Source organism: Cupriavidus sp. GW823-FHT06D04, from assembly GCF_058795055.1.
This window is the reverse complement of record NZ_JBXAHL010000003.1, coordinates 295046-307924: the sequence shown is the minus strand read 5'-3', so window position 1 is coordinate 307924 and position 12879 is coordinate 295046. Positions and strand designations below refer to the sequence as shown.

Annotated in this window: 13 protein-coding genes; 12 read left to right on the top strand and 1 reads right to left on the bottom strand. The window is 67.9% G+C overall.

Annotation, left to right across the window (positions count from 1 at the left end):
- Window positions 1–21 precede the first annotated feature (21 nt).
- The 12 genes from AC1Q7H_RS07515 to AC1Q7H_RS07460 all read left to right on the top strand — a co-directional run bounded on the left by AC1Q7H_RS07515 (window position 22) and on the right by AC1Q7H_RS07460 (window position 12388).
- Window positions 22–1104, top strand: coding sequence for a protein-glutamate methylesterase/protein-glutamine glutaminase (locus tag AC1Q7H_RS07515; RefSeq protein WP_013951943.1), 1083 nt, complete (start codon window positions 22–24; stop codon window positions 1102–1104).
- A gap of 88 nt (window positions 1105–1192) precedes the next feature.
- Window positions 1193–1579: a chemotaxis response regulator CheY gene (cheY, locus tag AC1Q7H_RS07510; protein WP_011616433.1), complete on the top strand. Its 387-nt coding sequence runs from the start codon at window positions 1193–1195 to the stop codon at window positions 1577–1579.
- A gap of 17 nt (window positions 1580–1596) precedes the next feature.
- Window positions 1597–2229: a protein phosphatase CheZ gene (gene cheZ, locus AC1Q7H_RS07505; RefSeq protein WP_013951944.1), complete on the top strand. Its 633-nt coding sequence runs from the start codon at window positions 1597–1599 to the stop codon at window positions 2227–2229.
- Between the two features lie 563 nt (window positions 2230–2792).
- Window positions 2793–3473, top strand: a complete 681-nt coding sequence (locus AC1Q7H_RS07500) for a CsgG/HfaB family protein (RefSeq protein WP_211979569.1) — start codon at window positions 2793–2795, stop codon at window positions 3471–3473.
- A 27-nt stretch (window positions 3474–3500) separates the two neighbouring features.
- A complete protein-coding gene (locus tag AC1Q7H_RS07495; protein WP_211979570.1) occupies window positions 3501–3875 on the top strand; it encodes a DUF4810 domain-containing protein in 375 nt (124 codons plus the stop codon).
- Window positions 3872–4531, top strand: a complete 660-nt coding sequence (locus tag AC1Q7H_RS07490; RefSeq protein ID WP_211979571.1) for a DUF799 domain-containing protein — start codon at window positions 3872–3874, stop codon at window positions 4529–4531. Before AC1Q7H_RS07495 ends, AC1Q7H_RS07490 begins: the two co-directional genes overlap by 4 nt.
- 239 nt (window positions 4532–4770) lie before the next feature.
- Window positions 4771–5913 (top strand): flagellar biosynthesis protein FlhB, encoded by a 1143-nt coding sequence (flhB, locus tag AC1Q7H_RS07485; protein WP_013951948.1) that lies wholly within the window; start codon window positions 4771–4773, stop codon window positions 5911–5913.
- Window positions 5910–7991: a flagellar biosynthesis protein FlhA gene (gene flhA / locus AC1Q7H_RS07480; protein WP_492377772.1), complete on the top strand. Its 2082-nt coding sequence runs from the start codon at window positions 5910–5912 to the stop codon at window positions 7989–7991. The genes flhB and flhA overlap by 4 nt, the downstream gene beginning before the upstream one ends.
- 10 nt (window positions 7992–8001) lie before the next feature.
- Window positions 8002–10332, top strand: a complete 2331-nt coding sequence (flhF, locus tag AC1Q7H_RS07475; RefSeq protein WP_492377771.1) for a flagellar biosynthesis GTPase FlhF — start codon at window positions 8002–8004, stop codon at window positions 10330–10332.
- 11 nt (window positions 10333–10343) lie between these two features.
- Entirely contained in the window at window positions 10344–11138 is a 795-nt protein-coding gene (locus tag AC1Q7H_RS07470; RefSeq protein WP_492377795.1) for a MinD/ParA family ATP-binding protein, read from the top strand.
- Window positions 11139–11234: 96 nt separating this feature from the next.
- Window positions 11235–11951, top strand: coding sequence for an RNA polymerase sigma factor FliA (locus AC1Q7H_RS07465; protein WP_013951952.1), 717 nt, complete (start codon window positions 11235–11237; stop codon window positions 11949–11951).
- On the top strand, window positions 11951–12388 hold the full coding sequence (locus AC1Q7H_RS07460; RefSeq protein WP_041228771.1) for a flagellar protein FlhE: 438 nt from the start codon (window positions 11951–11953) through the stop codon (window positions 12386–12388). Before AC1Q7H_RS07465 ends, AC1Q7H_RS07460 begins: the two co-directional genes overlap by 1 nt.
- 27 nt (window positions 12389–12415) lie before the next feature.
- Here the strand turns inward: AC1Q7H_RS07460 and AC1Q7H_RS07455 are convergent, their stop codons facing one another.
- A complete protein-coding gene (locus AC1Q7H_RS07455; RefSeq protein WP_013951954.1) occupies window positions 12416–12877 on the bottom strand; it encodes a flagellar protein FlgN in 462 nt (153 codons plus the stop codon).
- Between the last annotated feature and the right edge of the window lie 2 nt (window positions 12878–12879).

Genomic DNA, 12879 nt, shown 5'->3' with positions numbered 1-12879 from the left:
CCAAACCAAGCACGATCAATCATGACTGCCGCCAAGATCAAGGTGCTCTGCGTGGACGATTCCGCGCTGATCCGCAGCCTGATGACGGAGATCATCAACAGCCAGCCCGACATGGAAGTGGTCGGCACCGCGCCCGACCCGCTGGTGGCGCGCGACCTGATCAAGCGCCTGAACCCGGATGTGCTGACGCTGGACGTCGAAATGCCGCGCATGGACGGCCTGGACTTCCTGGAGCGCCTGATGCGGCTGCGGCCGATGCCGGTGCTGATGGTGTCGTCGCTGACCGAGCGTGGTTCGGAGATCACCATGCGCGCGCTGGAGCTGGGCGCGGTGGACTTTGTCACCAAGCCCAAGCTGGGCATCCGCGACGGGCTGCTGGAATACACCCACACCATCGCCGACAAGCTGCGCGCCGCGTCGCGCGCCCGCGTGCGCGCGGCCGCGCAGCCAGCCGCGCCGACAGCGGCCGGCGCCGAGCCCGTGCCGATGCTGCGCAGCCCGCTGCTGTCGACCGAAAAGCTGATCATCCTGGGCGCCTCCACCGGCGGCACCGAGGCCATCAAGGAATTCCTGATGCCGCTGCCGCCCGACAGCCCCGCGGTGATGATCGTCCAGCATATGCCGGCCGGCTTCACGCGCTCGTTCGCGCAGCGGCTGGATGGCCTGTGCCGCATCACGGTCAAGGAAGCCGTGCACGGCGAGCGCGTGCTGCCCGGCCATGCGTACATCGCGCCGGGCGATTCGCACCTGCTGCTCGCGCGCAGCGGCGCCAACTATGTCGCGCACCTGTCGCAGGAAGCGCCGGTCAACCGTCACCGCCCGTCGGTCGACGTGCTGTTCGATTCGGCCGCGCAGCATGGCGGCAAGAACGTGATCGGCGTGATTCTGACCGGCATGGGCAAGGACGGCGCGCGCGGCATGCTGCGCATGCGCGAGGCCGGTGCCTACAACCTGGCCCAGGACGAGCACACATGCATTGTGTTTGGCATGCCGAAGGAGGCGATCGCCACCGGCGGCGTGCATGAAGTCGTGCCCTTGCCGGCGATGACCCAGCGCGTGATGGCGCGCCTGGCCACATACGGCACGCGCGCGCAGCGAGTGTAAACGAAATCGGGCCGAGCGGGGCGCGCATGCCGGCGCGCAGCGCTCGTCCTGGCAACAAGCCAACACTGTATTTTCTGGAGCCCTCAAAGTGGACAAGAGCATCAAGATCCTGGTCGTGGATGATTTCCCGACCATGCGCCGGATCATCCGCAACCTGCTCAAAGAGCTGGGTTTCGTCAACGTCGAGGAAGCCGAGGACGGCGCCGCCGGCCTGGAGAAGGCCAAGGATGGCAGCTTTCAGTTCGTGATCTCGGACTGGAACATGCCCAATATGGACGGCCTGACCATGCTGCAGGCGATCCGCGCCGACGCCAATATCGGCAAGATCCCGGTGCTGATGGTGACCGCCGAAGCCAAGAAAGAGAACATCATCGCCGCGGCCCAGGCCGGTGCCAACGGCTACGTGGTCAAGCCGTTCACGGCCGCCACGTTGGACGAGAAGATCACCAAGATCTTCGAGAAGCTCGGCGGCTGAGGCGGAGGCGCGTTTCCATGACCCCGACCCTGAGCAATGATTCCGCCGAGCAACTGATCCTGCGCATCGGCAACCTGACGCGGATGCTGCGCGACAATATGCGCGAGCTCGGCCTGGACAAGGAGATCGAACGCGCCGCGCAGGCCATCCCCGATGCGCGCGACCGGCTGAACTACATCGCCGCCATGACCGAGCAGGCCGCCGAGCGCACGCTCAACGCGGTCGAGCTGGCGCAGCCGATCCAGTCCGGTATCGAGCAGCAGGCCGAAACCCTGGACAAGCGCTGGGACGCCTGGTTCGAGCAGCCGGTGGAGCTGGCCGACGCCCGTTCGCTGGTGCTAGACACCCGCGCCTTCCTGTCCGAGGTGCCCGCCCAGGCCCGCGCCACCAACAGCCATCTGCTCGACATCATGATGGCGCAGGACTTCCAGGACCTGACCGGCCAGGTCATCAAGAAGATGATGGACATGATCCGCGCGCTGGAGCAGGAGCTGCTGCAGGTGCTGATCGACAACGTGCCGTCCGAGCGCCGCGTGGAAGCGCCGGCCGCCACGCTGCTGAACGGGCCGCAGATCAGTCCGGAGGGCAAGCCGGACGTGGTTTCGGACCAGGCGCAGGTGGATGATCTGTTGGCCAGTCTGGGGTTCTGAGAGCCTGGTGAGCTGAGCTCTCCCGCCGGTTTGCTCCCCTCTCCCGCCTGCGGGATAGGGGCAGGGCGTGAGGGCAGGCGCGTGCCTCGCGGCAAGGCATTTCGTTTATCGGCGCCCCGCCCTCAGCGGGGCGCTGCCGTCAACCTCCACCTCCTGTCGGGCCGGCGCCCTGGGCGCCCAAGGAATGTGAACGATTGTGATGGCGTGTAGGTGGAGCTTCTCGCGTGCGCTAGGCTGAAGCCCTTTGCGGCGCCGGATTGCGGGTGCGCGACGGCCTAGGTCATGCTCGGACTGGCTGCCACATTGCCCCGACGAACTGCGGAAATGTCCGCCACCCGATTCGGAATCCTCCGATCCCGACGCCAGACTGGGCTGGGTACAGTGGCTAGCCTTGGCCTCCTCTGGCGGGCGCCGCCGAATCGTCTGCGCTCCCGCGCCGTCGAAGACTGACCAGCGAGGTGACGCCCGGCTGCCCGGTCACCCGCCCGAACGGGGCGGAGTATCGACTTGCTGCTGTGCCAGAGCATGAATGTAGTGTTGACCCAACTGAAGGAGAAGATCGCATGAACAAAGTGACGGCCATATCCCTGGTCGCCGCGGCCGGGCTACTCGCCATGCTCGGCGGCTGTGCCACCGAATCGTCCACGGCGCTGCCGGTGCAGAAGGTCGAGAGCGCCAGCCGTCCCTACGCCGGCGTCCGCACGCCGATTTCGGTCGGTAAATTCGACAACCGTTCGAGCTACATGCGCGGCGTGTTCTCCGACGGCGTCGACCGGCTGGGCGGCCAGGCCAAGACCGTGCTGATCACGCACCTGCAACAGACCAACCGCTTCAATGTGCTCGACCGCGACAACATGGACGAGATCAAGCGCGAGGCAGCCATCAAGAGCCAGGCTCAGCGCTTGAAGGGGGCCGACTACGTGATCACCGGCGACGTGACCGAGTTCGGCCGCAAGGAAACCGGCGACCAGCAACTGTTCGGCATCCTGGGCCGCGGCAAGTCGCAGGTGGCGTATGCCAAGGTCGCGCTCAACGTGGTCAATATTGCGACCTCGGAAGTCGTGTTCACCGCCCAGGGCGCGGGCGAGTACTCGCTGTCGAGCCGGGAGGTAGTCGGCTTTGGCGGCACGTCCAGCTATGACTCGACGCTCAACGGGAAGGTGCTCGACCTCGCCATGCGCGAAGCCGTGACCAATCTGGTCAGCGGCATCGAAAGCGGCGCCTGGAAGCCCGTCACCCCCTGATTCCAAAAACCCAGTCAAGGACAAATCGTGAAGACATTGTTCCAGCCGCAGCGCCTGGCGGTGCCTGCCCTGGTCGCAAGCGCATTGTTGACAGGCTGCGCGGCTCCCGCCAAGCCCCTGTATCAGTGGGAAGGCTACCAGCCGCAGGTCTACCAGTACTTCAAGGGCGAACCGAAGCAAGCCCAGATCGAGGTGCTGGAGCGCGACCTGCAGAAAATCATGGCGGCCGGCAATACCCCGCCGCCCGGCTACCACGCGCACCTCGGCATGCTGTATGTCGATATCGGCAAGGATGACGAAATGGTCCGCGAATTCCAGACCGAGAAGGCGCTGTTTCCCGAGTCGGGAGCCTATGTGGACTTCCTGCTGAAGAACGTCAAACGCAAGGGAGAGAAGAAATGAGCAAGCTGTTCCATCGCGTCCTGATGCTGCTGGGCGTCGCCATGCTGGCAGCCGGCTGTGCCGCGCCGACGAAGAACGTGGATTACGCCGCCTTCAAGGAAAGCCACCCCCGCTCGATTGTGGTGCTGCCGCCGCTGAACAACTCGCCGGACGTGAAGGCCACTTACGCCATGCTGTCGCAGGCCACACAGCCGCTGGCGGAATCCGGCTACTACGTGCTGCCGGTCGCGCTGGTTGACGAGACCTTTCGCCAGAACGGGCTGACGATACCGGGCGACATCCACGCGGTGGCGCCCGCGAAGCTGCGCGAAATCTTCGGCGCGGACACCGCGCTGTACATCACCGTGACCGACTATGGTTCGAAGTTCCAGGTCGTCAGCAGCACAACCGTTGTCGCCGCCGAAGCGAAGCTCCTGGACCTGAGGACGGGCAAGACGCTCTGGACCGGACAGGCGTCGGCTGCCAACAATCAGTCGGGTAACGCTGGCGGTGGGTTGATCGGAGCGCTGATCGGGACGGCCATTGCGCACGCGATCAGCAGCGTGTCGGATGCCGCCTATGGGGTGGCCGGCAGGACGAGCCAGCAACTGCTCTCGGCGGGTACGCCTGGCGGCATCCTGTATGGGCCGCGGTCGCCGAAGTACGGCACGGACTGACTATCATGGCTCTGGTTTTGTGAGGGGACCGGCCTGACGTAGTTCGCGCGGGCATCTCCCGATGCCCGCCTCCCCATCCACGCCTAAAGTCCTCCCAATCAGGCGCCGTTAACGCCACCAGGCCCCTGATTTCCCAAACAACACCCAATTCCCCCGCCTTTTCCCATGAATGGGAAGGCTGTCCCGCTTCGATAATCCCTGCTGACGAATAGCGGCCTGCCGCTTCGCACGGAGCATGGATGTCCGAAGAAAGCGACCTCGAGAAAACCGAACCCGCCTCACCCCGGCGCCTGGAAAAGGCGCGCGAGGAGGGGCAGGTGGTGCGTTCGCGCGAGCTCGCCACGTTCGTCATGCTGATTGCCGGCGTGACCGGCCTGTGGACGCTGGGCGGCCATCTGGGCCGCAGCCTGAACCAGGTGATGCAGGGGGCGCTGCGATTCGAGCCGGCAACGGCGTTCGATACCTCACGCATGCTGTCGCGCTTTTCCATGATGGTGTGGGACAGCCTGCTGGCCTTCCTGCCGCTGCTGTTCCTGTTCGGCGTTGCCGCGCTGGCGGCGCCGTTGCTGCTGGGGGGCTGGGTGTTCTCGGGCAAGTCCTTCGCGCCGCAGTTCTCGCGCCTGTCGCCGCTGGCGGGGCTGGGCCGGATGTTCTCCGCGCATTCGCTGGTGGAGCTGCTCAAGGCCGTGGCCAAGTCGCTGCTGGTGGGCAGCGTGGGCGCCTGGGTGCTGTGGCGGCGCCTGCCCGAGGCCATCGCGCTGATGAATGCGCCGGTGCAGGAAGCACTGCTGCACATGGTCGACCTGGTCATGAATTGCTGCCTGGTGGTGTCGCTGTCGCTGCTGGTGGTGGCGGCCATCGACGTGCCGTGGCAGTACTGGGAGTACTTCAAGAAGCTGCGCATGACCAAGGAAGAGGTCAAGCAGGAATTCAAGGAAAGCGAGGGCGACCCGCATATCAAGGGCCGCATCCGCCAGCAGCAGCGCGCCATGGCGCGCCGCCGCATGATGACCGAAGTGCCCAAGGCCGACGTGGTGGTGACCAACCCCACCCACTTTGCCGTGGCGCTGCGCTATGAGGAAGGGCGCATGGGCGCGCCGCGCGTGGTGGCCAAGGGCACCGGCGATATTGCCGCCCGCATCCGCGAGCTGGCCGCCGAGCACCGCGTGCCGCTGATGTCGGCCCCGCCGCTGGCGCGTGCGCTGCACCGCCACGTGGAGCTGGGCCAGGAAATCCCCGCCGGACTCTATACCGCCGTGGCCGAAGTGCTGGCCTGGGTCTATCAACTGAAGCACTGGCACTACTCGCAGGGCCCGCAGCCGCAGGCGCCCGCGGACCTGCCGGTGCCCGATGAACTCGCCGTACCGGAAATGCGCGAATGAACGCTCTGAGCAACCTGTTCAACCTGCCCGGCCTGCGCTCCGCCGGCCAGCTCAAGGCCATGACCGGTCCGCTGCTGATCATCATGATCCTGGGGATGATGATCCTGCCGCTGCCGGCCTTTGTGCTGGACCTCCTGTTCACCTTCAATATCGCGCTGGCGATCATGGTGCTGCTGGTCAGCATGTACACGCAGAAGCCGCTGGACTTTGCCGCCTTCCCGGCGGTGCTGCTGTTCACCACGCTGCTGCGCCTGTCGCTGAACGTGGCGTCCACGCGCGTGGTGCTGCTCGAAGGCCATACCGGCCCGGACGCTGCCGGCAAGGTGGTGGAGGCATTCGGCCACTTCCTGGTGGGCGGCAACTTCGCGGTCGGCATCGTGGTGTTCGCGATCCTGGTGGTGATCAACTTCATGGTGATCACCAAGGGTGCGGGCCGTATCGCCGAAGTGGGCGCGCGCTTTATGCTGGATTCGATGCCCGGCAAGCAGATGTCGATCGATGCCGACCTGAACGCCGGCCTGATCGACGAAGCCGCCGCCAAGAAGCGCCGCGCCGAAGTGGCGCAGGAGTCCGACTTCTACGGCGCCATGGACGGCGCCAGCAAATTCGTGCGCGGCGATGCCGTGGCGGGCCTGCTGATCATGTTCATCAACGTTGCCGCCGGCATGGTGGTGGGCATGGTGCAGCACGACCTGGACTTCGGCACCGCCGTGCACAACTACACGCTGCTGACCATCGGCGACGGCCTGGTGGCGCAGATCCCGGCGCTGGTGATCTCCACCGCCGCCGGCGTGATCGTGTCGCGCGTGTCGAACGAGCAGGACGTGGGCGAGCAGCTCACCGGCCAGCTTTTCGCCAACCCGCGCGTGCTGTACCTGACCGCGGGCATCATCGGCCTGATGGGCATCATCCCGGGCATGCCGCATTTTGCCTTCCTGCTGCTGGCGGGCGTGCTGGTGTGGATGGGCCGTTATATGTCGCGCCGCGCCGCCACGCAGGAGCAGGTCAAGCGGCGCGAGGAGCGCACCCCGGCGGTGGCGCAGGAATCCACTGAAGCCAGCTGGGACGACGTCACGCTAGTCGACCCGCTCGGCATGGAAGTGGGCTACCGCCTGATCACGCTGGTGGACCGCGCGCAGGACGGTGAGCTGCTGGGCCGCATCAAGAGCATCCGCAAAAAGGTGGCGCAGGAGATCGGTTTCCTGGTGCCGGTGGTGCATATCCGCGACAACCTGGAACTCAAGCCCAACGCCTACCGCATCACGCTCAAGGGCGTGGAGATCGGCCGCGGCGAAGCCATGCCGGGGCAGTGGATGGCGATCAACCCCGGGCAGGTCAGCGGCACGCTGCCGGGCGCGGCCACGCGCGACCCCGCCTTCGGCCTGCCGGCCGTCTGGATCGACGCGGGCATCAAGGAGCAGGCGCAGTCCTACGGCTATACCGTGGTCGATGCCAGCACGGTGGTGGCCACGCACCTGAACCACCTGATCCACATGCACGCCGCCGAGCTGCTGGGCCGCCAGGAAGTGCAGGCGCTGCTGGACCGCATCGCCAAGGACTCGCCCAAGCTGACCGAAGACCTGGTGCCGAAGGCCATTTCGCTGACCGCGCTGCAGAAGATCCTGCAGAACCTGCTGGACGAAGGCGTGCCCATCCGTGACATGCGCACCATCCTGGATGTGGTGGCCGAGCATGCGCCCAAGATCAGCGACCCGAACGAGCTGACCGCGATGGTGCGCGTGGCGCTGGGCCGCGCCATCACGCAGCAGCTGTTCCCGAACAACGCCGACCTGCAGGTGATCGGCCTGGATGCCGGCCTGGAGCGCGTGCTGTCGCAGGCTCTGACCAATGGTGGCGGGATCGAGCCGGGCCTGGCCGATGCGTTGCTGCAGCAGACCCAGGGCGCGGTCACGCGCCAGGAACAGATGGGCATGGACCCGGTGCTGCTGGTGCCGTCGCAGCTGCGCCCGCTGATGGCGCGCTTCCTGCGGCGCACCATGCCGCAGCTGAGGGTGCTGTCGCATGCCGAGGTGCCGGACAACCGCAATATCCGCATCACCGCCATGATCGGCGCGTGAGGAGTCATAGATGAGCGTAGCCAAGTTTGTCGCGGCCAACGGCCGCGAAGCCATGCGCCAGGTGCGCGAAGCCATGGGTCCGGACGCCGTGGTGCTGTCCAACCGCACCATCGAGGGCGGCGTGGAGATTGTCGCCATGCGCGATACGGATCTGGGCAGCGTGCAGGCCACGGCGCAGGTCTACGTGCCACCCGCGCCGGTGGTTGAGCCCGCCGCCATCAGCGACCTGCGCGGTGAGCTGCAATCGATGCGCGCGATGCTGGAGCGCCAGCTGGCCGGGATCAACCCTGCCCCAAGCGCGGTTGCAAGCGCGGCAGCGCACGGCGTGGCCGCCAGCGACCCGCTGCGCGAATCCCTGTTTGAATGGATGGTCGGCGCCGGCTTCTCCGGGCAACTGGCGCGCACGCTGCTGGCGCGGCTGCCACTGGGCTACGACCGCCCCGCGGCCATGGGCTGGATCCGCACCGAACTGGCCAGCAAGCTGCCGGTGCTGGGCGACGAGGACAGCCTGTTCGCGCAAGGCGGCGTGCTGGCGCTGGTGGGCCCCACCGGCGTGGGCAAGACCACCACCACGGCCAAGCTGGCGGCGCGCTTCGTGCTGCGCCACGGTGCCGACAAGCTGGCGCTGCTGACCACCGACAGCTTCCGTATCGGCGCGCACGAACAGCTGCGCATCTACGGCGACATCCTCGGCGTGCCGGTGCATGCGGTGAAGGATGCCGCCGACCTGCGCTTCGCGTTGGCGGCGATGAAGGACAAGCACCTGGTGATCATCGACACCGTCGGCATGAGCCAGCGCGACCGCAGCCTGTCGGAACAGATCGCCATGCTGGCCGGCGTGCCCGCGCCGGTGCAGCGCGTGCTGCTGCTCAACGGCGCCAGCCACGGCGATACCCTCAATGAAGTGGTGCATGCCTACCGCCATGACGCCGCGCCCGATGGCGGCGGCATCGACGGCTGCATCATCAGCAAGCTGGACGAAGCCACCCACTTGGGCTCGGTGCTGGACGTGGTGATCCGCCATCGCCTGCCGGTGTTCTACGCCTCCACCGGCCAGCGCGTGCCCGAGCACCTTGAGCTGGCCAACAGCACCGCGCTGGTGGAGCGCGCCTTCCTGACGCCGCGCCGCGGTTCGGTATTTGCCGATGCGGACGCCGCACGCCGGCGCAGCGCCGGCACCGATGACGAGGTGCCCGCGCGTGGCGGCGCCGACGAGGTGCTGCGCTCGCTGAGCGACAGCGCGGACGCGCTGAGCCAGTGCGTGGCAGAACTCAATGGCGCGGGCCTGGGCCTCGACCTGGCCCGCTCGCTGTGGCAACAGCGCGGCGCCGACGCCCCGGCCCTGCGCGCCATGTCGCAGCAGGTGCGCGAAGCGGTCTGCCGCGACGTGACCCGCCAGTGCGAGCAATACGTGCTGGCCAGCGCCGCCACGCTGCAAGTGGCCGTGCCCGGCCGCCGCACGCCGCAGCCGATGCAGCACACGCTGTGGTTCGCCGACCGCGACGGCATGCCGCTGGCCGCCACCGTGACCTCGACCGGCCGTGCCGGCCAACCGCTGGGCGAAGCCGAGTCCGATGCCGCCAGCCTGCGCGCCGCCATGAGCGCCGCGCGCAAGGTGGTCAACCTGATTGATGCCATACCGTCCGCCGCCATGCTGGCACGCTGGCAGCAGGCCGGCGAGCGCTGGGTGGCCAGCGCTCGCAAGACCGCGCGCGTAGTCAGCGCCGGCGCCGCCTGGAAGCTCGATGCGCTGGCCGACACGCTGACCTTCCACGCCGTCGGCGAGGACACCGTGCGCGAGCGTGAAGCCGTGCGCTGGCTGGCCAGCGCCGAAGTGCGCGTACCGGACAGCCCGGTGCGCGGCAAGGGCACCCCCGAAGGCGGCATCGATGCCTGCCTGGTGGTGGCCCGCCTGGCCGACCGCGCCACCGGCGAACTGCTGGATACCCGTTACCTGCTGTGCGACCCGGCGCTGGCGCAGGAGGCCGCGCAGGTGGCGCGCTGGGCCTTGTGGACCGACGCAGCCGATGCGCGCCTGCGCACGCTGCGCCACGCCATCGACCACTTCGCCCAGGACGCCGAAAGCGGCCACGCCGCCGGCGCTGCGCTGGCCGCGCTGCAACTGGGCCTCTCGGTGCTGCGCCTGGAACACGCGCCGACCGCGGCCGCGCCCGCCTTCCTCGCGCGCCTGGCTGGCCGCACGGCGCGCCAGGGCGCGCCGGTGCCGGGCACGGTGCTCAATGAAGGCATGGGCCGCATGCTGGCATTGCTCGACGTGCTGGAAAACTATCCGGGCCGCGGCACCGCCGTGTCCGCTGAAGCCATGGAGGTCCTGCAGTGAGCGCCCTCGCCATGGACCAGGCCGAGAGCCTGCGCCGGATGCTGGCGCCGCGCACGACGCGCCGTATCGCCGTGGTCGCCAGCGAAGGCGGTGCCGGCGCGACCACCGTGGCCCTGGGCTTATCGCACGCGCTGGCCATGCAGGGCGAACGCGTGCTGCTGGTCGACGAAGACGCTGCCGCGGCGCGCGCCACGCGGCTGTCCGGCGCCAGGCCCGCCGGCACCCTGGCCGATGTCAGCGCAGGCCGCCTGCCGCTGGAAGCTGCTGCAGGCACCGGTCCCGGTGGCGTGCTGTCGGTACTGCCGGCTGGCCGGCCTGTGCCGGGCAGCGCCTTGTCGGCTGCTGCCGCGAGTGGCTTTCGCAGCGTGCTGGTGGATGCCGGCGTCGATGCCGACGGCGCGCTGTCGCCGCTCGCGGGCGGCGCGCACAATGTGCTGATCGTAATGCGGCCTGAGCTCGCGTCGATCACCGCCGCCTACGCCTGCATCAAGCGCCTGCATCACCTGTATGCCTGGCGCCAGTTCCACCTGATCGTCAACATGGCGGCGAGCGAGGCCACGGTGCAGGCAATCCTGCGCAATCTAGCGCGCACGGCCAGCCAGTACCTGGGCGTCGAGGCGTTGTGCGCGGGCTGGTTGCCATCCGACCCGCTAGTGGCGCGCGGCGTGCAACTGGGGCGCTGCGTGGTCGAGGCGTTTCCGGCGGCGCCGGCCACCACCGCGCTGCGCCGCACCGCCGGCGGCATCGGCGCCTGGCCGCTGCGCGCGGACGCGTCCGCCCCCGTGCCCGCAGCCGCAATGGCGTGAGCCTGCCAGTCATGCCATCTCACCGAACCAGACCCTGAGCCAGCCCCCGCCCACGTTGTGGCGGTCCAGCAATCCAGCATTCACGAGAATTGCACCATGTACACGATCCAGGGAAAGCTCGAACAGGCCGATGTGGTCAAGGCGCATGCACAGCTGGTGCGCCGCATCGCTCTGCAACTGGCCGCCAGGCTGCCTGCCAGCGTGCAGATCGACGACCTGATCCAGGCCGGCATGATCGGCCTGCTGGATGCCGCCAAGCGCTATGAAGACACCCACGGCGCGCGCTTTGAGACCTATGCCAGCCAGCGCATCCGCGGCGCCATGCTTGACGAGGTGCGCGCCAACGACTGGCAGTCGCGCAGCCTGCGCCAGTTCACCCGGCGCATCGAGCGCACGCAGCGAGGGCTGGAGCAGAAGCTCGGGCGCGCGCCGGTCGACTCCGAAGTGGCCGAGGCCATGGAGATGGCGCTGGACGAATACCAGTTGCTGCTCAATGAGGTCTATGGTTGCCAGCTACTGCACTACGAGGATTTCGAGCGCTCCGGCGAAGAAGACTTCCTGGACCGGCACCTTGGCGGCAGCGATGACGGCAACCCGCTGACCGTGCTGATGGAAAGCGGCATGCGCGAGGCGCTGATCCGCGCCATCGACCGGCTGCCCGAGCGCGAGAAGCTGGTGCTGTCGCTGTGCTACGACCAGGAGCTGAACCTGCGCGAGATCGGCGCGGTGCTCGATGTGACCGAGTCGCGCGTGTGCCAGATCCGCGGCCAGGCGATCACGCGGCTGCGCAACCAGTTGCGCGGCTTGCTGTGATGCAGAGGATGGGCCGCGCCGCGCGCGGCGCTTGCTGCCTGCTGGCTGCCGTATCGGCCTGCGCCTGGGCCGCCATCGAGGGCGGCACCCGCCATGCCTGGACCGGATCGGTCAACGGGCCGGCACTCTACGGCCGCGGACAGCGTGCTGTGTCGCCGCCGATCCTGCCCATCGGCGTCTTGCCGCAGTCAGAAGGGGTCATCACGTCGGTGCGCTGGCGCTACAGCTTCGCCAAAACCCCACCCCTGGAACTGCAAGCCTATCTCTGCAATGCCCAGCGCTGCGTGCTGCTGCCGCAGGCGGAAGGCAAGACCGATGCGTTCTTCGGGGATGATGCCACCAAGGGCTTTGTATTCGCGTTCCGGGTGCCGGGGCAGGGTAGCCTGGTGCCGGTGCTGCAGGGGCGCAGCAATGAGTTGGTGGTGGGGTTTCGGTAGGAAAGAACGGAACATCAGGCGATAGCTTCAACCCGCTGCCAGACTCACCCCACCCGCTCCAGCCGCAGCCTTCCCATCCTTCCCATACAACCCCGCATCCCCGCCACTATGCTGGCGCAGCGCCTGGATGGCTTCGCGGGTGAAGTCGAGGTGGGCGTTGACGACGGCGCCGTTCAGGGCGTTGCCGTCGCGCGCGGTGCGGGCGGCGAAGATCAGCTGGCGCCAGGCGTCGGCCACGGCCGGGTCGACCTGGCGGCCGAGCAGCTGGCCTTCGGGGCCGGCGCGCAGGCCCAGCGTGCCCATCTGGGCTTCGCGGGCCTTGAGCTGGCGGGACAGGGCCTGGCCCAGTTCAACCTTGCGCGTCAGCAGTCCGCTCAGGGACTGGAAGTCGCCCCGCTTGAGGGCGTCGCGCTCTTCGGCGAGGAGTTGGCCGAAGGCCTGGATGCCTTCGGTTTCGCGCTGCAGGGACTGGATCAGGCTCTGGTTCATTT

Excerpts from the sequence above, each read along its gene's own strand:
- flhF (WP_492377771.1), top strand. The coding sequence starts at position 8,002 with ATGAGCGTAGCCAAGTTTGTCGCGGCCAACGGCCGCGAAGCCATGCGC.
- flhB (WP_013951948.1), top strand. The coding sequence starts at position 4,771 with ATGTCCGAAGAAAGCGACCTCGAGAAAACCGAACCCGCCTCACCCCGG.
- AC1Q7H_RS07515 (WP_013951943.1), top strand. The coding sequence starts at position 22 with ATGACTGCCGCCAAGATCAAGGTGCTCTGCGTGGACGATTCCGCGCTG.
- AC1Q7H_RS07490 (WP_211979571.1), top strand. The coding sequence starts at position 3,872 with ATGAGCAAGCTGTTCCATCGCGTCCTGATGCTGCTGGGCGTCGCCATG.
- flhA (WP_492377772.1), top strand. The coding sequence starts at position 5,910 with ATGAACGCTCTGAGCAACCTGTTCAACCTGCCCGGCCTGCGCTCCGCC.
- AC1Q7H_RS07470 (WP_492377795.1), top strand. The coding sequence starts at position 10,344 with ATGGACCAGGCCGAGAGCCTGCGCCGGATGCTGGCGCCGCGCACGACG.
- AC1Q7H_RS07465 (WP_013951952.1), top strand. The coding sequence starts at position 11,235 with ATGTACACGATCCAGGGAAAGCTCGAACAGGCCGATGTGGTCAAGGCG.
- AC1Q7H_RS07460 (WP_041228771.1), top strand. The coding sequence starts at position 11,951 with ATGCAGAGGATGGGCCGCGCCGCGCGCGGCGCTTGCTGCCTGCTGGCT.
- cheZ (WP_013951944.1), top strand. The coding sequence starts at position 1,597 with ATGACCCCGACCCTGAGCAATGATTCCGCCGAGCAACTGATCCTGCGC.
- AC1Q7H_RS07455 (WP_013951954.1), bottom strand. The coding sequence starts at position 12,877 with ATGAACCAGAGCCTGATCCAGTCCCTGCAGCGCGAAACCGAAGGCATC.
- AC1Q7H_RS07500 (WP_211979569.1), top strand. The coding sequence starts at position 2,793 with ATGAACAAAGTGACGGCCATATCCCTGGTCGCCGCGGCCGGGCTACTC.